Source organism: Actinomadura xylanilytica (assembly GCF_030283145.1).
In the GTDB taxonomy this organism is placed as follows: Bacteria; Actinomycetota; Actinomycetes; order Streptosporangiales; family Streptosporangiaceae; genus Spirillospora; species Spirillospora xylanilytica.
Genome location: NZ_JASNWE010000002.1, coordinates 1,339,671 through 1,364,708 on the forward strand (window position 1 = coordinate 1,339,671; position 25,038 = coordinate 1,364,708).

General features: G+C 71.2%; 21 protein-coding genes. 14 read left to right on the top strand and 7 right to left on the bottom strand.

The genetic code is table 11. The features are described 5' to 3' along the window. Window positions 1-87 precede the first annotated feature (87 nt). The 4 genes from QP090_RS17380 to QP090_RS17395 all read left to right on the top strand — a co-directional run bounded on the left by QP090_RS17380 (window position 88) and on the right by QP090_RS17395 (window position 5,194). A complete protein-coding gene (locus QP090_RS17380) occupies window positions 88-2,085 on the top strand; it encodes a WD40 repeat domain-containing serine/threonine protein kinase (protein ID WP_285939958.1) in 1,998 nt (665 codons plus the stop codon). Window positions 2,086-2,335: 250 nt separating this feature from the next. Beyond that, window positions 2,336-3,472, top strand: coding sequence for a sensor histidine kinase (locus QP090_RS17385; RefSeq protein ID WP_285939959.1), 1,137 nt, complete (start codon window positions 2,336-2,338; stop codon window positions 3,470-3,472). Then, on the top strand, window positions 3,465-4,571 hold the full coding sequence (locus QP090_RS17390) for a hypothetical protein (protein ID WP_285939960.1): 1,107 nt from the start codon (window positions 3,465-3,467) through the stop codon (window positions 4,569-4,571). The genes QP090_RS17385 and QP090_RS17390 overlap by 8 nt, the downstream gene beginning before the upstream one ends. Continuing rightward, window positions 4,568-5,194 carry a response regulator transcription factor gene (locus tag QP090_RS17395; protein ID WP_285939961.1) on the top strand — a complete coding sequence of 209 codons (627 nt, stop codon included), beginning with the start codon at window positions 4,568-4,570 and terminating at the stop codon, window positions 5,192-5,194. Before QP090_RS17390 ends, QP090_RS17395 begins: the two co-directional genes overlap by 4 nt. An 18-nt stretch (window positions 5,195-5,212) precedes the next feature. Here the strand turns inward: QP090_RS17395 and QP090_RS17400 are convergent, their stop codons facing one another. Then, window positions 5,213-6,412 carry a JmjC domain-containing protein gene (locus QP090_RS17400; RefSeq protein ID WP_285939962.1) on the bottom strand — a complete coding sequence of 400 codons (1,200 nt, stop codon included), beginning with the start codon at window positions 6,410-6,412 and terminating at the stop codon, window positions 5,213-5,215. Window positions 6,413-6,662: 250 nt separating this feature from the next. Here QP090_RS17400 and QP090_RS17405 point away from each other — a divergent pair, with 250 nt between their 5' ends. The 8 genes from QP090_RS17405 to QP090_RS17440 all read left to right on the top strand — a co-directional run bounded on the left by QP090_RS17405 (window position 6,663) and on the right by QP090_RS17440 (window position 17,624). Next, a complete protein-coding gene (locus tag QP090_RS17405; RefSeq protein ID WP_285939963.1) occupies window positions 6,663-6,845 on the top strand; it encodes a thiomuracin/GE37468 family thiazolyl RiPP peptide in 183 nt (60 codons plus the stop codon). 69 nt (window positions 6,846-6,914) lie between these two features. Then, complete coding sequence (locus QP090_RS17410) at window positions 6,915-9,653, top strand: lantibiotic dehydratase (protein ID WP_285939964.1); 2,739 nt, start codon at window positions 6,915-6,917, stop codon at window positions 9,651-9,653. 1 nt (window position 9,654) lies between these two features. Further along, a complete protein-coding gene (locus QP090_RS17415) occupies window positions 9,655-10,650 on the top strand; it encodes a thiopeptide-type bacteriocin biosynthesis protein (protein ID WP_285939965.1) in 996 nt (331 codons plus the stop codon). A gap of 3 nt (window positions 10,651-10,653) precedes the next feature. Beyond that, window positions 10,654-11,757: a thiopeptide maturation pyridine synthase gene (locus QP090_RS17420; RefSeq protein WP_285939966.1), complete on the top strand. Its 1,104-nt coding sequence runs from the start codon at window positions 10,654-10,656 to the stop codon at window positions 11,755-11,757. Further along, window positions 11,754-13,172, top strand: a complete 1,419-nt coding sequence (locus QP090_RS17425; RefSeq protein ID WP_285939967.1) for a SagB/ThcOx family dehydrogenase — start codon at window positions 11,754-11,756, stop codon at window positions 13,170-13,172. The genes QP090_RS17420 and QP090_RS17425 overlap by 4 nt, the downstream gene beginning before the upstream one ends. A 16-nt stretch (window positions 13,173-13,188) precedes the next feature. Then, window positions 13,189-15,309 carry a hypothetical protein gene (locus QP090_RS17430; protein WP_285939968.1) on the top strand — a complete coding sequence of 707 codons (2,121 nt, stop codon included), beginning with the start codon at window positions 13,189-13,191 and terminating at the stop codon, window positions 15,307-15,309. Continuing rightward, on the top strand, window positions 15,302-17,251 hold the full coding sequence (locus QP090_RS17435; protein WP_285939969.1) for a TOMM precursor leader peptide-binding protein: 1,950 nt from the start codon (window positions 15,302-15,304) through the stop codon (window positions 17,249-17,251). Before QP090_RS17430 ends, QP090_RS17435 begins: the two co-directional genes overlap by 8 nt. 19 nt (window positions 17,252-17,270) lie before the next feature. Continuing rightward, entirely contained in the window at window positions 17,271-17,624 is a 354-nt protein-coding gene (locus tag QP090_RS17440) for a hypothetical protein (RefSeq protein ID WP_285939970.1), read from the top strand. 19 nt (window positions 17,625-17,643) lie between these two features. On the opposite strand, the gene QP090_RS17445 is transcribed toward QP090_RS17440, so the two are convergent. The 3 genes from QP090_RS17445 to QP090_RS17455 all read right to left on the bottom strand — a co-directional run bounded on the left by QP090_RS17445 (window position 17,644) and on the right by QP090_RS17455 (window position 20,428). Next, window positions 17,644-18,261, bottom strand: a complete 618-nt coding sequence (locus QP090_RS17445; protein WP_285939971.1) for a response regulator transcription factor — start codon at window positions 18,259-18,261, stop codon at window positions 17,644-17,646. Between the two features lie 110 nt (window positions 18,262-18,371). Further along, a complete protein-coding gene (locus QP090_RS17450) occupies window positions 18,372-19,025 on the bottom strand; it encodes a TfuA-like protein (protein ID WP_285939972.1) in 654 nt (217 codons plus the stop codon). Next, window positions 19,022-20,428, bottom strand: coding sequence for a YcaO-like family protein (locus tag QP090_RS17455; RefSeq protein ID WP_285939973.1), 1,407 nt, complete (start codon window positions 20,426-20,428; stop codon window positions 19,022-19,024). The genes QP090_RS17450 and QP090_RS17455 overlap by 4 nt, the downstream gene beginning before the upstream one ends. A 435-nt stretch (window positions 20,429-20,863) precedes the next feature. Here QP090_RS17455 and QP090_RS17460 point away from each other — a divergent pair, with 435 nt between their 5' ends. Then, entirely contained in the window at window positions 20,864-21,346 is a 483-nt protein-coding gene (locus tag QP090_RS17460; protein WP_285939974.1) for a hypothetical protein, read from the top strand. Window positions 21,347-21,395: 49 nt separating this feature from the next. On the opposite strand, the gene QP090_RS17465 is transcribed toward QP090_RS17460, so the two are convergent. The 3 genes from QP090_RS17465 to QP090_RS17475 all read right to left on the bottom strand — a co-directional run bounded on the left by QP090_RS17465 (window position 21,396) and on the right by QP090_RS17475 (window position 24,080). Next, entirely contained in the window at window positions 21,396-21,593 is a 198-nt protein-coding gene (locus QP090_RS17465; RefSeq protein ID WP_285939975.1) for a hypothetical protein, read from the bottom strand. Window positions 21,594-22,254: 661 nt separating this feature from the next. Then, window positions 22,255-22,938 carry a response regulator gene (locus QP090_RS17470; protein ID WP_285939976.1) on the bottom strand — a complete coding sequence of 228 codons (684 nt, stop codon included), beginning with the start codon at window positions 22,936-22,938 and terminating at the stop codon, window positions 22,255-22,257. After that, complete coding sequence (locus QP090_RS17475) at window positions 22,935-24,080, bottom strand: sensor histidine kinase (RefSeq protein WP_285939977.1); 1,146 nt, start codon at window positions 24,078-24,080, stop codon at window positions 22,935-22,937. The genes QP090_RS17470 and QP090_RS17475 overlap by 4 nt, the downstream gene beginning before the upstream one ends. A 193-nt stretch (window positions 24,081-24,273) precedes the next feature. Between QP090_RS17475 and QP090_RS17480 the strand changes: the two genes are divergently transcribed. Next, window positions 24,274-25,020, top strand: a complete 747-nt coding sequence (locus QP090_RS17480) for an ABC transporter ATP-binding protein (RefSeq protein WP_285939978.1) — start codon at window positions 24,274-24,276, stop codon at window positions 25,018-25,020. Window positions 25,021-25,038: the final 18 nt, after the last annotated feature.

A 25,038-nucleotide genomic window follows, 5' to 3' on the forward strand; every position in this document is an offset into this window, starting at 1 on the left:
CATCCCCGCCCTGATCGTCTGCGGTGGCTGCCGCTACCGTCAGCGGTGCTAGCTGACGCGCAATGTCCGGTTCGCTATCTTCGTTCCATGCACGGTGAACCCGGGGAGACCGTCGCCGGCCGCTACCGGATTCTCGGGCTCATCGGGCGCGGCGGCATGGGCCGAGTGTGGCGCGCGTATGACGCCGAGCTCGATCGCGAGGTCGCCGTCAAGGAGCTGCTGCTGTCCGACGCGATCGACGACACCGAGCGCCGCGAGTGGTACGCCCGGGCCGCCCGCGAGGCGCGCGCCGCTGCCCGCCTGCACCATCCCGGCATCGTGGCCCTGTACGACCGGGTGATCGGCGACGACGGCCGCCCGTGGTTGGTGATGGAGCTGGTCGCGGGGCGGTCGCTGGACGACGTGCTGCGTACCGGCGGGCCGCTGCCCGTACGGCGGGTGGCGGACATCGGCCGTCAGATGCTGGACGCGCTCGCCGCCGCACACGCCAAGGGCATCGTGCACCGCGACGTCAAGCCGGCGAACGTGCTGCTGGACGGCGACCGCGTGGTCCTCACCGACTTCGGCATCGCCGCGCTGGAGGGCGACGCCACGCTAACGAAGTCCGGCGTCCAGCTCGGCACCCCCGCGTACATGTCACCGGAGCAGGTCCGCGGCCACTCCGCCACGCCGCGGTCGGATCTGTGGGCGCTCGGCGCCACCCTGTACGCCGCGGTCGAGGGCCGCCCCCCGTTCCAGGGCCCGACGCACGGCGCGGTCTTCGTCGCCATCGCCACCGAAGACCCACCGCCGCCGATCCACGCCGGCCCCCTGACGGACGTCCTCACCGGCCTCCTCAACAAGGATCCCGACGCCCGGCCTACTCCTGAGTCCGTCCGCGACCTCCTCATTCCGCACGCCGCGCCACCGCCCGCCGCGCCTCCCGAGTCCGCGCCCGGCCCATCCGGTGAGCCGTCACCGAAGCGTTCCGGGTCAGCGCCGCATTCGGTGCCGCCCGGCTCGTACGGCGGCACGGTCCGGGCGGGCACCGAGGTCCTGCACGGGACCGGAAGCCGCCTCCGGCGCGGGCGAGTCGTGGCCATCGTCGCGGGCACCGTCGTCACGCTCGCCGTCGTCGTCGGCATCGCCGTACGGGCCGGGACGGGTGGCGCCTCCGTGCCCCCGCACGTTCCGACCGCCATCCCGGCCGACCGCCTGCTCGACACCGACTCGGGCGGGGTCTGGGGCGTGGCGTTCAGCCCGGACGGCAAGATGCTCGCCAGCGCCGACGACGAAGACGCCGTCCGGCTGTGGGACACCGCCACGGGACGACAGACCGCCGTACTGACCAGCGGCACCGACGACCCCGACAAGTCCCGGCATGTCGTGGTGTTCAGCCCGGACGGGAAAACGCTGGCCACCGAGGACGACAACGGCAGCATCCAGCTCTGGGACGTCGCTTCCAGACGGGTCGTCACCACCCTCAGCAACCCGAAGGGCGAGAGCGCCACTTCCGCGACGTTCAGCCCGGACGGCACGACCCTCGCCGTCGCCTCCTTCTGGTTCGGGGACAACGCGGCGATCAGGTCCGGTGTGCGGCTCTGGGACATCGCCACCCGGCGGAACACCGCCACCACCCCGACCAAAAGCAGCTTCATCTTCGAGATCGCGTTGAGCCCGGACGGCCGGACGCTGGCGTACGGCGACGGCGACCACATCCGCCTTTGGGACGTCACCGGACGCAGACTGAAAAGCCCGATCAACACCCATCGCGATGTCGACGCAGTGGCCTTCAGTCCCGACGGGAAGACCGTGGCCGGTGCCGGCGCCAAAGTCAGCGTCGAAACCTGGGACGTCGCCACGCACGAGCCCGGCGAACGCTTCGCCGGCGGCACGAGCGGCAAGGTCGTGTTCAGCCCCGACGGCCGTTACCTGGCCGCCTGCGACGAGGAGCACGGCCCGACCGCCACGGTCTGGGACGCGCGAACCGGCAAGGAGGTCCACGCGTTCGGCTCGCTGAGAGGCTTCTCGGTGGCGTTCAGCCCGGACGGCAAGACGCTGGCCGGTGGCGGTTCGGACGGCCGCATCCACCTGTGGCGGCTGTGACGCCCCACTCCGACACGGGCTCGGGGCGGCTGCTGCTTCGCGTGTACGCCTCGTCCATGGCGGGCAGCGGGGAACCGACCGGCAAGCCTCATCGCATCGTCATTGGTCCACAGTCGAAGACTGTCCCGGGGAGCAACCGCGCCCGCCTGGAAAGGTTCCGGGCGGCCGGTGCCGGAAGTGGACAGTTGATCTTGTTCTGCGGGTGGCGTGGGGTGGGCATACTGCGAACGCAAAAGATCTGATCTTGTGGATGGGACGGATGCTCGCACGGGGGACGGCCGGGCCGTCGGATTACGCGCTCGCGCATACGGTGCTCCGCTTCACGGTCGCGCTGCGCTGCGGCGGCGTGTCGGCAGCGATCATCTCAGTGGCGATCGACAGCGGGGCCGGGGTCTCACGGGAAGGGCAGGGGTGGGCGCTCGGCGGGCTGGCCTGTTGGGCGGCGTTCTTCACCGTGCGGGCACTCCGGCACGGGCTGACATTCCTGCTGGTGGTGGGCGACACGGTGGTGGTGGCGCTGGTGCTGCTCGCGCAGAGCCGGCTGGTGCCCGTCGCGGCGGTGGTGGACGAGACCACTTGGGCGATCATGCTGGCCAGCACCGCCATCTACGTGGCGCAGCTCGCTGTTCCTCAGGTGGCGGGGCTGGCGTTGGCCGCGGTGACCATCGCCGCGTACATGGCCGGAGTGCCGGCGTCGACGAGCCAGGTACGGGTCCTGTTCGTCCAGGCGCTCGTGGTGAACGCCCTCATGTGGTTGCTCCGGCGTGGTGGGAACCGGGCGGACACACTGGTCGCCCATCGTGACCGGGATCGGCGGCAGGCGATGGCGGAGGCCGCACGCCGGGCGGACGAACGCCTTTACCGGGCGGAGATGCACGACTCGGTGCTGGCCACGCTGACCATGGTCGCCTCCGGGGCGGTCCGGGGCGGGTCGCCTGTGCTGGCCCAGGGCGCGCACCGGGCGCTGGCGGTGCTGGAGGAGTTCTCCGGTCCTGGGCTTTCGGACGAGACGGTCGAGTTGGGGCCGTTGCTAGGACGGGTCGCCTCTGAGGCACCGGTGGCCGTTGAGTGTTCGTTCGCGGAGCCCGTCGGTGTGCCTGAGCAGATCTCGGTGGCGATTGCCGGTGCGGTCGGAGAAGCGCTGAGGAACGTCGCCGCACATGCTGGAGTGCGTTGGGCTTTCGTGTGCGCTGAAGGGGATGGTTCGGGAGCGACCGTGGTGGTGGCCGACCGGGGGTCGGGTTTCGACCCGGCGAGGGTGGCGGTGGGGCGGCGGGGGATCAGTTGCTCGATCATCGAGCGGATGGTGCTCGTGGGCGGCACGGCCTCGGTGGAGTCGCGGCCGGGGGAAGGGACCACGGTCACCCTGCGGTGGCCGCATGGCTGAGGTGTCGGCCGCGGCTCCGTTCGCGATCAGATTCCACCGGGCGTATGACGTGGCCACGGTCATCACGGTGGTGCTGTGGCAGGTGGGGGCGGCCGGTTCGGCGTTGGTCGTCTACCACGGCCAGTACCGCTCGCCCGGCGGCGCGGTGGTGATCTGGGCGGTGCAGCTCCTGGTCATCGCGGCGGGGGCGGGGCTGTTGTTCCGGCCGGCCAAGGGGACGACCGTGGCCGTCCTGCTGGTGATCGACCTGGCCACGGACCTGGCGATGGCGGTCAACTGCCCGGCGGGCGAGCTTCTGCGGATCAACTGGGCGCCGGCCACCACCGGCCTGATCGGTGTGCTCCTCCTGCTGCACCGCCGCGTCCGCGAGGTGGTGCTGTTGCAGGCGGTGATCGCGGCGATCACGCTTGCGGTGCTGGTGGCCACGGACGACCTGGACCGGTACGGCGCGGCCGGCTTCGTGACGCTGCTGTACGCGTCCGGCAGCATCCAGCTCGCGATGATCACCGGAGCCGGCGTGTTCCGGGCCAGTGGGGGGATGGCGGCCGCCGCGGCCGCCGAACGCTGGGAGACCGCGCGGCGCGAAGCCGTCATCGCCGAGGTCTCGGCGGCGCGGCAGCTGCGCTACCAGGAAGCCCGCGAGATGATCACGCCGGTCCTGCGCGGGCTGGCGGACGGGACGGTGGATCCCGCCGAACCGGCGGTGCGACAGCGGTCCCGAGCGGCCGAGGCCATGCTCCGGCAGTTGCTGGCCGAGCAGGAGGACATCCCCGATCCGGTCGTCCGGGTCCTGCGCCCGGGTGTCGACGAGGCCATGCGCCGGGGTGTCGCCGTCGATCTGGTCATGGTCGGAGCGGCGCCCGCGCTGGACGAACGGACGGCCGCCGCGCTCGCCGAGTATCCGCTGGCCGTGCTCGCGCGCACGCGGGAGCACGCGCGTGTCACCGTCGTCGTGGACGGAGCGGGGGCGGTCAGCGTCTCGGTGCTGGCCGACGGTGCCGCCTGGGTACCGCGGTGTCTGATGACCGGCGAGGTGAGCGTCACCAGCGACCGTGACGGGGAGCTGCTCTGGTTGGAGGTTCGTTGGAAAGGGCCGTGACCATCGCCGTCATCGACGACCAGGATGTCGTGCTGTCCGGGGTGGAGATGTGGATCTCCGCGGACCCGGAGCGCCGGGTCGAGATCGTGCACACAGGGGCCGATCTCGGCGGGCTGGACGCCGGCCCCGCGGCCGACGCCGACGTGCTGGTCATCGACCTGCGCATCGACGGCGAGCTCGTGCTGGACCAGATCGCCGAGCTGACCGCGCGGGGACGCCGGGTCGTGGTCTTCTCCCAGCACGCGGACGCCGAGACCGTCTACCGCGCCGAGATGGCGGGCGCGCTGGCGTACCTGACCAAGGAGACCAGCGAGGGCCGACGCCATCTCATCGAGGCGATCCTGGCGGTCGCTGCGGGGGAGACCTACACCACTCCGGCACAGGCCGGCGCGATGCTCGGCGACGACCGGCCGAGGTTCTCCGAGCAGGAGCTGCGAACCATGCGCCTCTGGCTCGGCGGTCTGACCCGGGCGGGGGTCGCCCGGCAGATGGGCATCAGCGAGCACACCGTCAAGCAGTACCTCGAAAGGGCGCGGGAGAAGTACGCCCGGGCGGGACGGGAAGCCACCACGCGGGTCGATCTCTACCGGGAGGCTCGCCGGGACGGCATCTTCGTCGACTGAACCGGGGCGGTGGCCGTGTTACGAGGCGGGTTCGGCGATGCCCTCATCTACCAGCGTGCGCAGCAAGCGCCGGGCCACATCGGGAGTCGTCGTCGTGGCCAGTTCTCCGGACGTCAGCGGGACGCCGGGGCGGTCGATCAGCCGCAGCACCGCTCCGGCGGCCGGGTCGGGGATCCGCAGGTCGCGGTCGCCCAAGTGCAGCACGACGCCGTTGTCGGACTTGGTGAGGGCCAGCACCGCGCCGGGGACGCCGGTCACCGAGTCCACGTCGGACGCGGCGACGGCGGCGGCGACAGCGGGACGGCGCGGTCCCGACTGGGCGCGCAACTGGCCGGCACGGAGCTTCTGCGCCGCCTGCTCGACATCGAGATCGGCCAGCCAACGGGCGAAGCGTTCGGCGGTATCGCCGACCGGGCCGTCCAGCCCGCGTTCGTTGAGACCGGGCGGGAGCGCGACCCGGAACTCGGGATCTTCCGCCGCGAGGTCGAGGAGCCGCTCGAGCGCCCAGTGCCGGGTGAATTGGAGAACTCCGAGGCTGACGTGGAGTGACGTCCCCGATTCCGCGTATCCGTTGTGAATCCAGCCACGAGGAACCCATAGGACGTCGCCGGGCGAGAGTCGGATGCTCAGAAACGGGGTGCCCTTCTCGAAACGCTTCCGTTCCGCGGCGGGAACCGGAATTCTCCCCCACCGGTGCCGGGGGAGCGGATCCTGGAAGGCGGGAGCGTGTAGTTCCCAGGTCTTGTGCCCGGCGGTCTGCATGATGAAGACCGCCTCGGTGTCCCAGTGATGGGCGAATCCCTGGCTTTCCGGCGGGGTCAGGAACGCGTGTGCGTAGAGGGGGTGCCCGAGTTCGGACGACAGCAGCCGGGTGAAGCGGCCGAGGGGTCGCCAAGTCCGGTGCAGCCCCATGAGCAGCAGCGTGTGCCCGGTGCGCAGCCGCTCGCCGATCCGGCGGGCGTCCAGGTTCCCGGCCGCGCCCGGGAACGCGGTCATGTCGGGGAGCATCAGGCTGCCGGGCTCGGCCATCGCGTCGTCCTTGGCCATCGTGATCGAGGAGGCCGGCAGGCCGTGGTCGCCGATGAGCCGGTCGACGTCCCCGACGCCGAGCAGCGCCGTCGCCGCCACCGGGTCGCCGTGGTGGACCTCGGGGACCTCCGGCCATTGTTCGGCGAATGCTCCGGGCCGTGCAGTGAGGTGGGCGAGGGCGCTTTCCATATGGTCTCCGAGGGCCGTGGTCTCGTGGTCCGTCCCAGGGCCATGATGCGGCTGCCGGTTATTCATGACAAGAGCGGTCAGCCGGGCAGATGCGGCTGCGCCGTAAGGTGTACACCGAGTCGTAGACGTTTTCCGAAAAGGTGTATCAACTCTTTTCTCTCATTCTTTGCCTGGTCATTTTCGGGTCTCCGTCTTAGCTTTCAAGGGGAAGATCTTCCGGCCGCGTCAAAGTCAACGAGAAGGAGCAGCAATGAACAGTCCGGATGAGCTCGACTTCGACCTGCAGGACGTCCCGATGGACGTGTTCGACCTCGCCGAGAGCGGGCTCACGATCGAGTCGCTGACCGCGGGCCACGGGATGCCCGAGCACGGCGCGTCGCTGCCGTTCTGCTCGTGCAGCGCGACCTGCAGCTGCTGCCCGAGCAGTAGCTGACCGAGGAGGACGTCCGTGCCGCCGGCCTCCGGGCCGGCGGCACGGGCCGGCTGGAGGGCTGGAGGGGTCATGAGCGAGAACGTCAGCGCGGTGCTGGACCAAGGCGTCGTCCTCTCGAGCGGCGCGCGGGTGGACGCGCCGCCGGTCCTGCGGGTCGCGGGGCTGCCCGCCGCGGTCCTGACCGGGCTGCGCATGGAGGAGTCCTTCCGGGGAGCCGGGGAACAGGCACGGCTGCGGCGATGGCTGGCCGAGGAGGGCGCGGCCCTTTCGGATCTCCTGTTCGCCGAGATCGGCGCGTTGGGCGACGGCGGGTCGGGGGAGGGCGCGTTGAAGCCGAGGCTGGTCGGCTTGCGCCGGGCGGTCTTCCGGTCGCGGCGACCTCGTCCCGAGGAGTGGAATCCGGCCGTCGCGGAGCGGCTCGCCCCCGTTGTCGCCGACCGGGTCGACGCATGGCTGTGCGGCCTGGACACGCTGGAGAGGCTGACGGGGGAGCTTCCGGGAGTCCTCGCAGCCGAGATCCGGGACAAGGAACGGCTGCTGCGTGCGGCGGCCGGGCGTCCGCGCTTCCGCCGGGCGCTCTCGCAGGCCAGCCCGGCGCTGTCGGCGGAGCTCGACAAGTGGCTCGCCGACCCCGGCCGGAGGCCGCGCCCGCAGACCATGGCGCGGCTGGCGCAGTACGTGGCCAGGGCCGCGGCCAAGACCAGCCCCTACAGCACGTTCACCATCAGCGGCGTGGGCTCCTGGAGTCGCGACGCGCCAGTGGACGCCTTCGCCTCCGGTGTTCCGGTCAGGGGTGTCCTTGAGCTGGACGGCTTCCTCGTGCTGAGCCTCGTGCGGGAACTGCGAGAGACTCCGGCGCTGAAGGCGACCATGCAAGTGCGGGTCAACCCGAGTGTGGTCGAGGCCGGGGACCGGGTGATGTTCTCCGGTCCGCCGCCTCGCGAGCCGATCGTGACCATGGCCGCGACCCCGGCGGTCCGGGCCTGCCTGATGTTCCTCGGCGAGGGTGGCCCGTACACGCTGAGCGGTCTCGAGGCACGGCTGGCGGCGGCGAACAGAGGGCGGAGCGACAGCGTCCGGCGGTTCCTGGACGCGCTCGTGAAGGCGGGGTTGCTCATACTCGACCCGCCGATCGCGGACGAGGCGCTCGACCCGCTGGGTGAACTGGCCGACTGGACGGCCTGCGGCGGGGACGCGCTCGTCGATGTGGTGCCTCTCCTCGACCGGCTGCGCCGGGAGGTCGCCCTGCCCGTCCCCGTCGAGGACGTCGACGGGCACTGCGCCCGCCAGGAACGCCTCCGCGCCGCCGCGGCCGACCTCATCACCCGGGTCGGCCTGCCGTTCCAGCCGGTCGCCGAGATGAGCAAGGCGATCTTCCACGAGAACGCGGTGTTCGCCGGCGCTCCCGTGGCGTGCTCGGCGTCGCGCTGGCGGCCCGCGCTCGACGACCTGGACGTGGTCCGGCGGTGGCTCGCGGTCTTCGATCCCGCCCTGCCGCTGAGGCTCGCGCTGGGCGGCTACTTCCGGGAACGCTTCGGCAGCGCGGCACGCGTCCCGTTCCTGGAACTCTGCCGCGCCGTGCACGAGGAGATCGCCCGCGCGGACGCCCCGGACGAGGGCGGGTCGTCCCACGGGCGGGAGGTCGCCCGGTTCTTGCGCGCCTCGCCGTTCGCGAACGGGAAGGCTCTGGCGGAGAGTCCGCTGGCGCGGCTGAGGGAACTCGGCCGGATCCAGGAACAGGCGCGCAGGGAGATGCTGGGTCCGCCATCGCCGGATGGCGTCATCCGTACCCCGGCCACGATCCTGCGGGCCGTCGCGTCCGGCTGGCCCGACTGGATCGCACCGCCCGAGTCGCTGGGCTGCTACGTGCAGGTGGTCGAACGGGAGCGGGGAATCGCGCTCGCGCTGAACGTGGCGCACGCGGGGTTCGGCCGCGGGCGGAGCCGGACCGAGAGGCTGACCGCCATGGCGGGCGCGGTCCTTCCCGAAACCGGCGGGCCAGGCCCGTTCGGCCGGGAGGAGAACGGGGCCAGGCCGGTGTACGCGGAGTTGAGCGGCACGTTCGGCTCGGCGCTGAACGCCCGCGCACCCGGCACGCGGCACGAGATCGACTATCCGTTCACCGTGAGCGGCCGGTCCCGGGACGACCGGCTGCCGGTCGGGGACCTGGAGGCGCTGCACGATCCGGAGACCGATCTGGTGAACGTCGTCTCGGCGAGGTCGGGCGAACGCGTCGTCCCGCTGCACCTGGGCATGATGGCCGACGTCCTGCTGCCGCCGATCGCTCAGTTCCTGACCTGGGCGTTCGGGGTGACCTACTACTTGCACCCGAGCTTCTCCCCGCTGGCGACCGACGATGAGCAGGGCGTTCCGGACGAGCCCGCGGTGCAACCGAGGGTGGAGGCCGGCCGGGTGATCCTCCGCCGGGCCCGGTGGCGGGTGCCCACGGCGTTGGTGCCGGCCCGCGAGCCGGGCGAGGACGACGCGGCCTACCTGGTGCGGCTGGTGGGCTGGCTCGGGGACAACGGGATCCCCGACCGCTGCTTCGTGCGGATGTGGACGGACGGGCTCTGGAGCGACGACCCGTCCGACAACAAGTGGGGCAAGTGGGTGCTGGACAAGTCTCGCAAACCCATCTACATCGACTTCGCCAACTGGCACCTGCTCGCCGTATTCGAGCGGATGCTGCGCTCGCCCGGTCCCGTCATGGTGTTCGAGGAGGCGCTGCCCGCCCCCGAGGACGCCGCCGGTCCCGTCGGCGAGCGCGCCGTGGCCGAGTTCCTCGTCGAGATCTCGGCGGGTGGGTGAGATGGACGAACGCGACTGGATCAGCGCGCACGCGTTCCACCAGGGCGACCAGGACCGGCTGATCGTCGAGGCGGTCGGCCCGCTGGCGACGGGGCTGGCGGAGGACGGTCGGATCAGCGGCTGGTTCTTCCTGCGCTATTGGGACGGCGGCCCGCACGTCCGGGTACGGCTGCTGCCCGCACGGTCCGAGGACCGCCCTCTGGTCACCGAGGCCGTGGAACGGCGTTTCGAGGAGTTCTTCCGCGCCCACCCCTCCACGCCGGTGATGACCGAGCGGGACTACGCGGAGGGTGCGTCGATGCTGGCGGCCTGGGAACGGACGGAGCCGCTCTTCGATTCGCTCCAACCCAACGACACGCTCGTGCACGTCCCCTACCGGCGCGAGCACGGACGGTACGGGCACGGCGCGGCGATCGAGGCGGTGGAACGGCATTTCGCGGAGTCGAGCCGGCTGGCGCTGGATCTGCTGCGGCAGGGCGGCCCGCCCGAGCGGCGGTCGACGGCCGCGTTCGCCATGCTGGTGCTGGCGTGGCTGACCTGCGAGCCCGACCCCGGCCGGTTGCGCGACTGGATCAGCTCGGGGACGCGGCATTTCGAGAACGAGGATGTGTCGCCGAACCTCGCGCCGCCCGAGCCGTCCGTGCGGCGGCTCCGAACGGCCGTGTCCCTCGCCCGGCGGATGCGCGCCCTCGCGGCGCTGGCCGATCAGGACGCCGGACGCCCCGGCCCTGGCGCTCTGGTCGATTGGACGCGTTCAGTCGCGGCGCTGCGCGACGTCCTGCGGCATCAGGCGGAGCGGGGCGCGCTGAGCCCGCCGGGCGCCGGCTGGGAAGGTCCGGGCGGGATCGTCACGGCCGAACCCGGCACCTCCGTCCTCACGATCCTCGACCTCTGCGCGCACCTGGTCTGCAACCGCCTGGCCGTCACGCTTCCGGAGGAGATCGCGCTGCGGCGGCTCGCCGGGGCCGCGGTCTCGGAGCTCGCTGAAAGGACCTGACCGATGCGTTCCCACAGTTTCCGGATCCACTACCACGAAGGCGGCGACCGGCTCGTCCTGGAGGGGATACGCCCGGTGCTCCGGCGCATCGCGGGCGAGGTGGACCACGCCTACTTCGCCCGGCACTGGATCCGCGGCCCGCATGTCCGGCTGAACGTCCAGTGCGAGCCCGGCGTGCTGGAGGCTGTCGCGCGTCCGGCGGTCGACGAGGTGCTCGGCGGATTCCTCGCCGAGCACCCGTCGCGGGCTCGCCTGAACCTGGACGAGCACCTGCCGATGCACCGGCGGCTGGCGGAACTCGAATCGGAGACCGAGGACCTTCTGCCCTGGCACGCGGACAACTCGATCCACCTCTACGCAGGTCCCGAGCCGTCGCCGGAGGACGAGTCGTCCGCGCGTCTGCTGGCCGACTTCTACACCGCCACGAACGAACTGGTCTTCGCCGCACTCGACGACGTCGCGTCCGGGGCACGAAGGCTCGGCATCGCGTTCGACCTGATGATCTGCACTGCGCACGCCCTGTCCGGCGTCGGGCTCGCGCGGGGCGGGCTCTCGTTCCGCTCGCACGCCGAGGCGTTCCTCCACGGATATCCCGAAGGGCACGGCCTGCGCCGGGCTTGGGACGAGCACTACGGACGGAATGCCGCGGTACTTGTGGACCGTGTCCGTGCCGTCGTGTCCACTGTGGACGGGACGGAAGGCTCATCGGCACCTGTTCCGCACGTGCGTAGCTGGAACAGGGCCCTCGGACCATTCCGCGCCAGGGCCGAACGGATGGCCGCGTCCGGAGGTCTGGACGAGCAGGCCCCGCCGCCCGGCCTCGACGTCGCCGACCTCACGCAGGTGAGCCCGTTCCACCGGGAGCTGTTCGCCAGCGCGGGCTGGCAGGAGCAGACCGATGCCGCCGGCTGGTTCCTCTGCTACAAACTGCTGCTCAACTACACCTACCTCCACCTGACCCGGCTCGGCGTCACTCCAACAGAACGCTTCCTGCTGTGCCACCTGGCAGCGTCCGCGGTGGAGGAGGCGCACGGGATCTCTGCGCTGGACCTGGTCCGGACCCTCGCCGATCCGTCGCTGCCCCCCGCCGAGGAGGTGGCGCGATGACCGGGCAGCCGGACTCCGAGACGTTCACCGAACGGTTCTCGCTGGTCCCCGGCGTCTACAGCGCGACCACGTCCGACGGCCTGCTGCGGCTCGTGATCGGTTCGCGCGGTGCGGGCATCGGGACGGCCGAACCGTGGAGACTCGACATCCTCCGGCGGCTCGCCAAGGAACCCTGCACGGAGCGGGAACTCGAGGCTGCGGGCGCGGGGCCGGACGCCCTCGCCGAATTCGTCGGCGCGCTGCGGATCGGCGGATGGCTGGAGACCGAGATCTCCGGACCCGGCGGAGCAGGCCCGCACTACGCGCTGCGGCCGACGCGGCGCCCGTCCTCGCCGAACGGTCCCGTCCCGGACGGTCCCGTCCCGGACGACCTCGTCCTGTCGCGGTTCGCGATCGCACACCGGGAACGTGACACCGAGGGCCTGGTCGTGGAATCCCCCTTGGCCTGGGCCAGTGCCCGCCTGCACGACCCCGCACTGCTCGGCACGCTCACCGGTGCGTCGCCCTCCACCCCGAGCCCGGCGGCAGGGACCTTGGCCCACCGGTTTCGCGGCGACCTGTTCCGCGCCGGTCTGGCGGTGCCGGCCGCGCTGCCGGAGGACGAACCCTTCGACCGGCGCCAGTGGAGCCCGCACGAGTTGTGGTTCCACTGGCGCAGCCGGATCGGCGAGCGTGACAGCCTGGGCCGGGGCTACGGCCGGACCCGCTGGGCGGACGGGCTGTACGCGCCGGTGCCCGCCCGGCGGGAGCCGTACCAGAGCCCCGCCATCGACCTGCACCGTCCCGATCTGGAGGCGCTCCGGAGCCGCGACCCGGCACTGACCGCCGTCGTCGAGGACCGCCGATCGATCCGCGCCAACGACGACGACGCGCCGATCACGGCGCGGCAGCTCGGAGAGTTCCTCTACCGCTGCGCACGCGTCCGCGAGACACCCCGCCCAGACGGGAGCCCGCAGCTCAGCAAGCCCTATCCGGCCGGCGGCTCGGTCTACGAACTGGAGCTGTACCCGGTCGTCCGCCGAGCCTCGGGGCTGGCGCCCGGCGTCTACCACTACGACGGGCACGATCACGCGCTCCGGCTGGTGCGCGGCCCGGGGCGGGGCATGGAGCGGCTGCTCGCCACTGCCCGCCACGGCACGTTCGAACGTCTGAACCCGCAGGTGCTGATCGTCGTGACCGCGCGCTTCGGGCGGCTGATGTGGACCTATGAGCAGATGCCGTACTCGCTCATCCTCAAGCACGTCGGCGTCCTCTACCAGTCGATGTACCTCGCGGCCACCGCGATGGGGCTGGCTCCCTGCGGGCTCGGCGGCGGTGATTCCGAGACGTTCAACGAAGTGACGGGTTCCGGTTTCACGGCCGAGAGCGCCGTCGGCGAGTTCATGCTGGGCAGCCGTCCCGCCGATGGATCCTGACGTGGAGACGGAGAGCATGGGACTGCTTCTGCGCCCCGACGCCCACTACACGAAGTCGGACGGCGGCCTCTACCTGCTCACGCACGAGGGACCCGTCTTCCTGCCGGGACGTGCCGTCCACCCGCTGCTCACCCGGCTCGCGCCCTATCTGAACGGCGACCGCTCCCTGGACGAGCTGACCGCGAACCTGTCCGGCGAGCGGCGGGAGATGGTGCGACGGCTGGTCGTCGCGCTCATCGACAGAGGCGTGGTGCGGACCGGGCAGCGCATCACCCCGGAGCTCCCTGTACCCGCCGAGCCCCTGGAGACCCCGGGCGGCTCGGCTTACCGTGGCGAGGCAGGCTTCCTCTCCTACTTCCGGGACTCCGGCCACGCGGCATTCCAGGAGTACCGGAACGAACGAGCGGTGGTCGTGGGGCAGGGGGCTCTGGTGCCCGCCGTGGCCGCCGCCGCGCTGCGCTCCGGGCTGGCGTTCGTCCACCTAGTGACCCCCGATCAGGGTGACGCCCTGCTTCCCGCCGTCGAAGAGGGGCGTCGCGATCCGGAGCAGCGCGTCACCCATGCGACGCTCGGCAGTGCAGCCTTCGGGCCGGAACTCAAGAGCGCGACCCTCGTCCTGCACGCCGCCGGCGGTTCAGCGGATCCCTTGGCCGCTGACCGGGCAGTGCGGTTGGAGCGACACTGCGCGGCCGAGGAAGTGGATCTCGTCCAGGTATTCGCATTCGAGGGCGCCTACTGGTGCACCTTGTCGGGCCCGCGCCTCGGCATCGGCCCTGCCTGGCGATCGGTCGAACTCCGCTGTACCGCGCGCCGCCCCCATCAGGCGAGGGACGAGAGCTCCGCCCCGCACGCCGTCGCCACCGTGGTCGCCGCGCAGGTGGTCGCCGCGCAGGTGGTGCGCCGCGCGTTGCTGGCGCTGTCCGGGGTCGCGGCCCCCGGACCTGGCAACGTCGCGCGGTTTGATCCGCTGACCATGACCCGCCGGGAGCACGCCGTCGTGCGGCACCCGTTCGCCGCCGAGGCCGAGGTGGAGCCGTCTACCGCTTCGGCGTTCCGGGCGGCCGTCGCGGCGAGACATGCCGCTCCGTGCCTGGACGAGGCAGAGTTCTCCCGGCGGGCGGCCCAGTGTGTGGGCGAGCACCTGGGGGTCTTCAGCCCTCCGGCCGAACGCGACTTCGTCCAGCTTCCGCTGCGCGTGTGTGAGATCGAAGTGTCCGATCCGGTGGGGCTGCTCGGCAGGGAGACGCCCTTGCCGCGCGTGATCGGTGCCGGGCTCGCTTTCGAAGCGGCACGCCTCGATGCGGCGCTCGCCGCATGCTCCGCTCATGCCGTGCTCATGGTCGATCCGCGCCGACTGGTCGATGCAGAGGAGAGGCCCGCCTTCGAGCCAGGCACCGATGCTCACCTCGCGCTTTCCCTCCTCAGAGAAGGGGAGGCGGACGCGCACGTGCACGGCTACGCCCTCACCGGTCGTGGCGAGGTTCGCCTCGTGCCTGCGGAAACGGTGTTCCCGGCGCTGCGCCCACGCGCCGTCCAGGACGCGGGGGAAACCGGCCCGCCTTGGGTCGTCCCGACCGGGCTCGCCTCCGCTTACACGTGGAGCGACGCCGTGACAACGGGCGTACTCGCACACGTCCGGCGACTGGCTCTCCAAGAGTCTGCGGAGGCGTGCGGGCCGTCGCCTCGTGTCGAGTTGGAGAACGTCCCGCTCGACGCGGTCGGCACTCGCTACCTGTCCATCCTGGCCGCCCTGGGAGAGGAGGCCGCCGTGTACGCCATCGGACGGTCCCTGCCCGCGTTCACGATGCTCTGCCAGGTGGGCGGTTCGGTGCGCGGCTGCGCCAGCGGCCTCTCCGCGCCGGACGCGATCCGCGACTCTCTCGGTGCCGCCATCCTCACCTACCAGGCCCGGATGCACGGGCAGCCCGCCTACGCCCCAACGCCCCCCACCCCTGAGCCCGTTCACCTCGGGGGAGGCGGCTCGTACCGTCCCGACCTTGGCCGGGCCGGTCTCGGCGCAGTGCTGAACGGTTTGGCCGAACGGGGTCACGCACCGGTCGCCGTCCCCCTCGACCACGATCCGGAGATGAGCGCCGTGATGCCCAACACCGTCCACGTGGTGATGACCGATGGCTGAGCCGCGACTGATCGGAACCGGACTGCTCGCGGACGGCATCGCCCGGGCAACGGCCCGCCGCACCATGACCCGGCCGGACGAGCGCGTTGTCGTGAGCGCCGCCGATGCGTGGGACGTCGGGGATCGGGCCGAGATACGCGCCGAGTGCGCGAAGGACGGGGCGTACTGGCTGCCGGTGCGCACCGAACTGGGCAGAGTGGTGATCGGCCCCTCCGAACGTCCCGGGCGGCCGGGCTGCGTCGACTGCGCGGAACTGCGCCGGCGGCACAACCGACTGCACGCCGCCGCGCACGACGCCGTGGTCACCGGCAACCTCGACGTCCTCGCCGGGCAGGCGTCGACCTGGCTCACCGGCGCGGCGGCCGACGTCGTCGCGGCGGTCGTCGTCGACGAGATCGGCAGGCTGGAACAGGACCCCGCGTCGGCGCGCACGTCGGGCGCCCTGCTCTTCGTCGACCTGAAGACCCTCGAAGTCGCCAGGCACGCCTTCCTGCCCGACCCCAGATGCGTGGTGTGCGGCGGCCTCCCGGCCGACACCCCGGACGCTGCGGGCCTCGTCCTCGAATCGAGACCGAAGACCGCCCCCGGCAGCTACCGCATCAGGAAGGCGGACGGGCACCGCGACGCGCTGACCGCCGCGTACGTCGACGCCGAATGCGGGCTCATCCGCCTGCTGGCCAGGGACGACGAGGCGGGTTCGGTGATCGCCGCCGCCTGGATGGGGCTGCGCGACGGGGCGACCGAGGGCGGGTACGGCCGTACTCGCAGCTACGAGAGCAGCGAACGTGTCGCGATGCTGGAGGCGCTGGAGCGGCACGGGGGAATGGAACCCGGCGGACGGCGGACGGTGGTGCGCGGCACCTACGCCGAACTGCGCGACCAGGCCCTCGACCCCAGGGAGCTGGGTCTGTACCCAACGGAGCGGCACCGGAGCGCAGGTTTCCGGTACGAGCCGTTCGAGGTCGACCAGAAGTACAACTGGGTGTGGGGACACTCGTTCCGGCGAGGCGGACCCATCCTGGTGCCCGAGGCCTACGCCTACTACCGGCTCCACCGGACCGAGGGAGAGCGGGCCCCCTTCGTCTACGAGATCTCGAACGGTTGCGCGCTCGGCGCCTGCCGTGAGGAGGCGATCCTCCACGGGATTCTCGAAGTGGCCGAGCGCGACGCGTTCCTGATGACCTGGTACGCGCGCATGGCGGCGCCCCGAATCGACCTCAGCTCGGCCGGCCGCCGTGTCGTCCCGCTCATCGTCGAGGCCATGCGCGCCGAGACCGGGTACGAGGTCATGGCGTTCGACATCAGCGTCGAGCAGCGGATCCCCTGCGTATGGGCCATGGCGGTCGACCCGTCGGACGACGCTCAGCGTCCCAAGGCGGTGTGCGCCGCCGGCTCGCATCTCGATCCCGAGACCGCCGCGGAGAACGCCCTCAGCGAACTCGGGTCGATCCTGCCCGATCTCATGCGCCGGTACCCGGACCAGCGGGAGCAGGCTCGCCGGATGGTGGACGCCCCGTCCCTGGTGACCGAGATGTCGCACCATTCCCTGCTCTACGGCACGCGCGAGGCGTTCTCGCGGCTGGACCACCTCGTGTCATCCCCCCGCACGGTCCGGTTCGCCGACATGCCGGGCCGCGGCGCGGGGCCGGGCGAGGCGTTCCGGAACGCCGATCTCAGCGACGACCTCCGCGAACTGGCCGGCCGCTACCTCTGCGAGGGACTCGATGTGATCGTCGTCGACCAGTCGACGCCCGAGCACCGCGCCCGGGACCTGTCCTGCGTCAAAGTGATCGTTCCAGGGACGCTGCCCATGACGTTCGGCCACGAACTGCGCCGGGTGGACGGCCTGCCGAGGCTGCATGAGGTCCCGCGCCGGCTCGGGTACCGCGACCGGCGGCTGTCGCCACGGGACGTCAACCCGCATCCCCATCCATTCCCCTGAAGCGCACGAGGAGCCCGACATGTACCTCCAGTTCGTCCTCTGGGACCTGAAGCGGTCGAGCGTCACCGTCGACGACCTCCGCGGCTACCTCCGCGACTACGCCGTCGACGCGTACTCGAAGCTCGCGGGGATGCGCCTCAAGATGTGGTTCGGCGACGAGCGGCGCCAGGTCTGGGGCGCGGTCTACCTGTGGGACGGTGCCGCGCACATGGACGGCCCCGCCCGGGTGACGCGGGCGATCGAGCTGATCGGGTACCCGCCCACCTCGGTGAGCGTCTTCCCGCTCGAAGCGATCGCCGAGGGCGTCAGCGCCCACCCGGACCTGACCGCGCTGGGCCGCGCCTTCGCCCCGATCCCCTCGGCCGGAACCTGAGCCCGGTCAACGCGGACGGTCAGTGCTGAACGGTCCGCGGCGCCTCCCGCACCAGGTCGAACTCCTGGGCCTTGCGGACGGCCTGGGCCCGCGAGCTGACGTCCAGCTTCGTGTAGGCGTTGGTCAGATGGCGCTTCACGGTCGCCTCCGTGATGAACAGCCGCCGTGAGATGTGCCGATTGCTCAGGCCGGTCGCCACCAGCCGCAGGATCTCGATCTCCCGGTTGGTCAGCGCCCCCGCCTCCTGTGCCGCCGGGCGCAGCCTCCGCACCGCCTCGACCGGAGCCGAGAGGACGAAGACGTCGTCGCCGCGGTGCACGGCGTGGATGGCCCAGACGAGTTCGTCGAGCTGCGCCTGCTTGGCGAGGCAGGCGTGCGCCCCCGACGCGAGGACCCGGCCGAGAAACCGGTGGTCGGCCGAGTCGGTCAGCACGATGACCTTCGACTTCGGCGCGGCGTCCAGCACGGCGCCGACCAGCGTGTCGGGTGCCCTCTCGACGGCGTCGATGATCAGGATCGTGGTGCGCCACCGCCCGTCCGGGGCGGCACCGGGCGGCCCACCGCCGTCCACCAGGAAGCTGGGGACCTTGCCGAGCAGCTCGGCGAGCCCGTGCCGCAGCAGCGGCACGGTACTCACTATCTCGATCGAGAACGTTCGCGTACCTGTTTCCAGCAATGGTGCTCCCCTGATCGGCGACGGCGGTCGGCCGCTCCCACCGCCGACCGCCGCCGCTCCCCGTTCGGCCGTCAGCGGATCTGCCGGAGCAGGGCCACGGCGTCGTCCCTCTTGGCGTCCGGCGCGTCACCGGCCAGGAACTCCCGCAACGCGGTCAGCTCGCGTTCGGCCACGTTCTCCCGGACGGCCGGCAGCCGCAGGATCCGGTCGTAGCCGCGGTCCGGGAAGTACAACGCCTTCGCTCCGGCCAGCACGACGTCCGCTCCGGCCGGCGAGACGACCCCGCCGGCGACCGCCGCGGCGACCGCGACCCGGATGTTGACCATCGGCTCGCACAGCGCCCGCAACGAGTCCGGGTCGAACGTGATGGCCACCTCGTCGTCGGCGTCGATGGCCCCCGACCGGTACATCTCGAACACCTGGCCCACCCCCGCCATGCCGTCCTCGGCGAGTTCCGCCGCGCGCAGTGCGCCCATGCTGGACGAGCCGAGCACCCGCACCGGCGCCGGGTGCCGGTCGATCGCCCGCAGCACCTCCTTGGGCGAGATCATCAGACCCTGTAGGAACTGCCCGTCCACGATCCCGATCACATCCGGCGGATCCGGCTCGGCGAGCAGCGTGTCGATGTCCCCGCGTTTGACCGGCGGGCGCAGCTCCACCTCGGCCAGCCCCGCGACCGTGTCCGCGTCGATGCTCGGGCCGGCGAAGACCACGGCGCGCGTCATGCCCCCGCTCCCGCCCGCTGCTTCGGCGCGGCCAGCGACGCCAGCGCGGACTCCCAGCACGCGCCCGCGCGCGGCCCGAGCCTGCTCTGGTCGATGGCCCAGGATTCCAACCCCGGAACGATCACCCGCACCACGTGCACCGGGAAGCCCGGCGGCGTCAAGTCCACCACGATCACGCGTTCGAGTCCGTTCTCGCGAAGCCGCCCCAGCATCAGCGCGACGTCGTCCATCACGTCGTCGCTCGGACGGCTCGGCACGTCCGTGAACCGCCGGGGGACGGCGGATTCGCGCCACGGCCACACCGACCGGTCGGCCTCCCCGGCACGGGACACGTGATGCGCCCAGTTCCCGATCTCCTCGCCGGGCAGGCTGATGTCCTCCCGCATGCCCTGGATGTCGACCGCGCGGCTCTGCGCCAGTTCGGTCAGCGCCCGGATGACCGCCACCTCGGCGTCCGGGTGCGTCCCGTATCCCGAGTGTCCCGGCGAGAAGCTGTCGGCGACGCTCTCGCTCACCACCGCGGCGAACGTCGGGATGCCCATCTCCGAGGTGATGTCCCGGACGACGAGCGGCAGGTCCGCGTCCCGGACGCGGTCGGCGAACCAGCGCGCCGCCGCCGGGAGCGATTCCAGTTCGACGCTCGGGGTGCGGTCCTCCAGCAGCTCCTCCGCGCCCGCCGGCGTGCGGTCGCCGAGCCGGTCCCGGATCATGTGCCGCAGCCGGTTGCTGACCAGGTCCGCCATCGTGAGGGCATCGCGTTCGATCACCTCGCAGAGGGCGTGGCAGACGGCCTCCTCCAGCGAGTTCCCCGACGCCAGGCCGTTGCTGGTGTTGACGGCGAAGCACTGCGGTTCGTGGAACGCGATGTAGTACCCCGCCAGGCAGAGCGGCACCAGGACCTCCTCGTCGTTCAGCAGGTCGAAGCCCGCCGTCCACGAGACGGGGCGGGCAGGCCGGTACGCATGGCCCGGCGCGAGGTTGTGGTCCGCTGGGGCCAGTACCACCCGCCGCCCTTCCAACTCGGCGTACGAGGCGACGACCTCGGGCGTCCTCGGCTGCCAGGCCGCGAACCGCTCCACCGCCTCCATGATCGCCGAAGTCCGCGCGTCCTCATCCGTGCGGCCCTTGCCGTTGTAGACCGACAACAGGTCGTGCGACCGAGGGACGATCGCGTTGTGGACGGGGATCCCGATCCGGTCCAGCCACGTGATGTCGGCGACCCGCCGTACCCCGACCGTGCTCAGCAGCGGAGCGACCCGCTCCAGGGTGCGGGCCGTGGTGACCTCCCGAGTCGGCCCGATCTTGGGCGCCCGGTCGCGCAGCCTCACCGTCCCGCCCGCCCGCCGGATGCCGCCCTGACGATCGGCCAGCCAAGTTCCGAACAGCCCTCGCGCATATGTCAACACCCTTTCCTGAGGGACGCCCCGTCGCGCACCGCAGCCCCGTCGCCGGGCCGGCCGCGGTGTGTGATTCAAGTCTCACGGTCGGGCCGTCCGGTGTCATGACGCCCGTTCGGGGGTCAGCCGGCGCCGGGCGCCTGACCTCGATGCGCCTGCCCGATGGCGGCGCCACCGTCGAGGTGGCTCGCCTTCAGGCGGACGGCACGTGGCCATGGGTGATCGACCAGCCCAGCCTTCTCGGCTGGCATACCGCGCGGTCAAGGCCTAGGTCGGGAGTCTTCGATCCAAGCTCCGGGCCCACGAACCGGGAGCAGCTTGTCATCGCGGTCGGCACCACGGGGCTCATCGCGTCGACGCGGCACGGCTGAATGAGAGACTGGAGCCATGTCCCGGCACGGCAAGCAGTCGTCGACTGACCATCGGTCGAGAGTGGACACGGTGGGCTCCGAGCGCCACACGAGGCTGCGACGGAAATACACGAGCCTGGGGATTGGTGAGTTGGTCGCGGCAGCGGTGTTCGTCACCATTGCCGTCAGCGGCGTATTGCCCGTCACCAACATCGCCCCTTCTCTGTGGTCGGCGCTGTTGCCGTTGCTCGTGATCCTCGTGCAGGCCGGCGCGTACTGGCTTCTGGCCCGTCGCTGGGCAGGTCGAGCACCGATGCCGGGCCGTATGGCCGCCACCTACCGAGCTCTTCGGGTCCTCGACCCGATTCTCCTTGCAGCGGGGCTGATCGGGGTCATCGTGTGGTTCCCGACCGGGGCCGGCACGGTGCTCGTCGTCGCGGTCTGGCTCTTCGGGGTCGTGGAGTACCTGAACTACTTCGTCGTCCGACTCTCGTACCCGGTTCACCAATGGCCCTCCCTGGTCACGCAGTGGCGCATTCCCCGATTGATCAAGGACCTCAGGCAGTCCGAATAGCCTCATCTCGCGCTCACGTTCGCGGTTGGGCGGATCGGAACTGCGGAGTTCACAGGTTTGTGGTCCATTCGTGGCCGAACCGGGCGACGCAGTCCTGGAACAGGTCGGCCTTGTCGAGTGGATGGGCCTTGAGGACCATCTGCGCAAGGGCGCCGGTCTGGTCCAGCAGATCGGTGATCTCGTCCCGCGAGGCGGATGCGGCCTTCACGCACCCCGCACGCAACGCGGCAAGCCGGTCGACCAGCACCAGACGCCGATCTGCCCCGGGCAGGTCATCGCCGCTGCCGAAGAGGTCGGCCCAGATCGTTCCTGAACCCCCACATGTGCGGTCGCTGCGTGTCCGAGGGGGGATCAAGCCCGTTACCCCAACTCCGATCCCCCTGCCCGCCGCCGTCCTACCGTTCCCGACGCCGTGACCCCGGTGTCATGTGCAGGCGGTTCGTATCCGCAGCTGGCTGCGCGAACTCGCCGACGGCGGGTTCACGATCGGGTCGAGAGGATCGGACCAAGGAACAGCGGTGGACGGGCCAGAGCGCGTGGATCTTCACGAACCGCGCGGCGCGTTTCTTAGGCCGGTTCGCTGAGACAGCGCGCGAACACGCCAGTTAACAGCGATGAAGCACGTACAAGGCGCTGACCTTGCTAAAGGTCTTCCCTTGGTCCGATCCTCCTCGGCCCGGAAGCGGGCTACCACGCTCTCGGTCTTCTGCCCGAGGTGACCTCCGGCACCAGACCCAGGTCTTACTGCATCGCCTCGGTGACGACCTGCAGCGCTTCACCGACACCCGCACCGGTCCGTGGCTTCCTGAACAACCTCGACTCGAATCCCGCTGCGGTCAGGTGGGTGAGCTGGCGCATCTGGCGAACGCGGCGAACTCGTGGTCGGCGATTGTCCTTCTCATCCTGCCCTACGGTCTATGCGGCGTGAGTCCGGTCTTGAAGGCGATGATCGCCAGGTGGACGCGGTCCCGAGCCTCGAGCTTGGCGAACAGCCGCGCGACATGAGTCTTCGCCGTCGCCGTGCTGATCACCAACCGCTCGGCTATCTCAGTGTTCGTCAGCCCCTGTCCGACCAGTGCCAGCACCTCGCGCTCCCGGTCGGTGATCCCCGCGATGAGACGTGAGTCCGCGGCGGGCTCGGCGTCCGGTTCGGGGGCCGTAGGGCCGGACGTTCCGGCGAAGTCCGCGATCAGCCGTCGGGTCACGCTCGGCGCGATCAACGCGTCGCCGGCCGCCACCACGCGGATCGCGTCCAGGATCGCGTTCAGGGCCATGCTCTTGAGCAGGAATCCGCTGGCCCCGGCGCGCAGTGCGCCGTAGACGTACTCGTCGTCGTCGAAGGTCGTCAGCACCAGCACCTTGGGCGGGTCCGGCTCGGCGGTCGCCTGCCGGGTCGCCTCGATCCCGTCCATGCCCGGCATCCGGATGTCCATCACCACGACGTCCGGCCGCAGCTCACGCACCAGGCGCACCGCCTCGCGGCCGTCGCCGGCCTCCCCGGCCACCTCCAGGTCGTCGGTGTCGCCGATCAGGATCCCGAGCCCGACCAGCATCAGCGGCTGGTCGTCGACCAGCAGCACCCGCACGCTCATGCCGGGAGCCTCGCCGCCACCCGGAATCCGCCCTCCGGACGCCGGCCCGCGCTGAACTGGCCGGACAGCAGCGTCACTCGCTCGCGCATGCCGAGCAGGCCGAAGCCGCTCCCGCCGGCCGCGGAGAGCCTCGGACGGCCCGGCCCGCCGGGACCGTCGTCCCCGTCGTCCACCACCTCGATCGTCACTCCTTTCGGCTCGTAGCCGACCGCGACCCGGCACGTCCGCGCCCCGGAATGCCGCACCACGTTCGTCACCGACTCCTGGATGATCCGGAACGCCGACAGTTCGATCTCCGGCGGCAGCGGACGCTGCTCGCCCTGCCAGCTCACGTGGACCCGCACTCCGGCGTCGGCCGTGCGTTCGGCGAGCTGCGGGACGTCGGCCAGGCTGCCGGCCGGCGCCAGCGGAGCGGCCGGCGGCATGGCGTCGTCCGGCTCGGCGCGGCGTAGCGCCCCGAGCATGCGCTGCAGCTCGAGCAGCGTCTGGCGGCTGGTGGTCTCGATGCCGGTCAGCGCCTGCCGCGCCTGCTCGGGCCTGGTCTCCACGACCCGCGCCGCCGCTCCCGACAGCACCGTGATGATCCCGATGCTGTGCGCGACGCTGTCGTGCAGTTCGCGGGCGATCCGCAGCCGCTCGGTCACGATGGCGCGGGCCGCGGTCTGCTCGTGCAGGGCTTTGCGGTATTCACGGCGTTTGCGGTTCACCCGTACGAAGACCAACGCGATTGCGACCCACAATGGGTACTGCCCGGCCCACTGGACCGCGTCGCCGACGGACTGCCCGGGGACGTGCATGTCGTTGACGAACGCGGCCGCGACGGCCGCGACGGAGCCGACGGCGGCGGCCTTCGGGCGCCGGACGGCGAGGTACCCGCCCAAGGCGATGATCAGGAAGAACGCGATCGAGGGCCGTGCGCCGAAGATGTCGCCGAGGACCGATTCGCCCAGGATCGTCGCGAAGACCGCCGTCGGCAGACGGCGCACCAGCAGAACCGGAAGGGCGAGCACGACGCACAGCCCCATCGTCCGGAAGACCCCGAGGCCGGAAAACTGGTACTGGTCGTCGTAGTGCGCAACCATCGACTTGTAGAGCGTCAGCGCGTAGAGGCAGGCGGTGGCCAGCACCACGGCCTGTGACATCAGCCAGATCACGCGCTTCGATGTCGAGAGACGCTGGAGAAGCCCTTCCATACGGAGATCGTATTCAGCGGCGTCGGCTCTGCGCGTCGCCCCGGGGATGTACGCGGGGTACACCGCCGGGCCGATGGCCTGGGGAACGGTGACATCCCCCGGCCGACGCGACGGACAGCGTTCCGTTCTTAGGTTCAGGGCCATGACGAATGCACCCTTGATCGATCTTGTCGATACGACAAAGAAATACGACGACGGCCCACCCGCGCTGGCCGGTGTGACCTTGTCCGTGGTGCCCGGTGATTGCGTGGCGATCCTCGGCCATTCCGGCAGCGGCAAGTCCACCCTGCTGAACCTGATCGCCGGTCTGGACAGGCCCTCCAGCGGCACCGTGACGGTCAACGGCACGCGCGTCGACCGGCTCGGTGAGGCCGGTTCGGCGAAGTACCGCCGGGAGTCCATCGGCATGGTCTTCCAGTTCTTCAACCTCCTCGACGATCTGACCGTCTTGGACAACGTCATGGTCCCGGCGCAGCTGGCCGGGATGGGCAAGGGCGAAGCGAAGCGCCGGGCCGTCGAGCTGCTCGGCTCGCTGGGCATCGAGCGGCATGCCAAGGCCTATCCGCAGCGGCTGTCGGGTGGTCAGCGGCAGCGGGTGGCGGTGGCCAGGGCCCTGATGAACAAGCCGGCGCTGCTGCTGGCCGACGAGCCCACCGGCGCGCTCGACTCGAGCTCGGCCGCCGACGTGCGCCAACTGCTACTGGACCTGAACAGCGAGGGTCAGACCATCCTGCTGGTGACCCACGACGTGCAGCTGGCCGCGAGCACCGCGCGTCGCACGATCGAGTTGGTGGACGGTGCGGTCGAGCGGGACGTCGTCAACAGCGACAGGGGTGCCGGCCTGGCCGCCTACTCGTCGCTGACCCGTCCGGCGGGAGCGGTCGAATGACGCTGCGCAAGCCTCCGC

Bases quoted from the DNA above. Each gene is read 5' to 3' on its own strand.
- QP090_RS17410 (WP_285939964.1), top strand. From the start codon at position 6,915: ATGAGCGAGAACGTCAGCGCGGTGCTGGACCAAGGCGTCGTCCTCTCG.
- QP090_RS17390 (WP_285939960.1), top strand. From the start codon at position 3,465: ATGGCTGAGGTGTCGGCCGCGGCTCCGTTCGCGATCAGATTCCACCGG.
- QP090_RS17430 (WP_285939968.1), top strand. From the start codon at position 13,189: ATGGGACTGCTTCTGCGCCCCGACGCCCACTACACGAAGTCGGACGGC.
- QP090_RS17475 (WP_285939977.1), bottom strand. From the start codon at position 24,080: ATGTCACAGGCCGTGGTGCTGGCCACCGCCTGCCTCTACGCGCTGACG.
- QP090_RS17400 (WP_285939962.1), bottom strand. From the start codon at position 6,412: ATGGAAAGCGCCCTCGCCCACCTCACTGCACGGCCCGGAGCATTCGCC.
- QP090_RS17440 (WP_285939970.1), top strand. From the start codon at position 17,271: ATGTACCTCCAGTTCGTCCTCTGGGACCTGAAGCGGTCGAGCGTCACC.
- QP090_RS17380 (WP_285939958.1), top strand. From the start codon at position 88: ATGCACGGTGAACCCGGGGAGACCGTCGCCGGCCGCTACCGGATTCTC.
- QP090_RS17480 (WP_285939978.1), top strand. From the start codon at position 24,274: ATGACGAATGCACCCTTGATCGATCTTGTCGATACGACAAAGAAATAC.
- QP090_RS17425 (WP_285939967.1), top strand. From the start codon at position 11,754: ATGACCGGGCAGCCGGACTCCGAGACGTTCACCGAACGGTTCTCGCTG.
- QP090_RS17415 (WP_285939965.1), top strand. From the start codon at position 9,655: ATGGACGAACGCGACTGGATCAGCGCGCACGCGTTCCACCAGGGCGAC.
- QP090_RS17420 (WP_285939966.1), top strand. From the start codon at position 10,654: ATGCGTTCCCACAGTTTCCGGATCCACTACCACGAAGGCGGCGACCGG.
- QP090_RS17405 (WP_285939963.1), top strand. From the start codon at position 6,663: ATGAACAGTCCGGATGAGCTCGACTTCGACCTGCAGGACGTCCCGATG.
- QP090_RS17435 (WP_285939969.1), top strand. From the start codon at position 15,302: ATGGCTGAGCCGCGACTGATCGGAACCGGACTGCTCGCGGACGGCATC.
- QP090_RS17470 (WP_285939976.1), bottom strand. From the start codon at position 22,938: ATGAGCGTGCGGGTGCTGCTGGTCGACGACCAGCCGCTGATGCTGGTC.
- QP090_RS17450 (WP_285939972.1), bottom strand. From the start codon at position 19,025: ATGACGCGCGCCGTGGTCTTCGCCGGCCCGAGCATCGACGCGGACACG.
- QP090_RS17385 (WP_285939959.1), top strand. From the start codon at position 2,336: ATGGGACGGATGCTCGCACGGGGGACGGCCGGGCCGTCGGATTACGCG.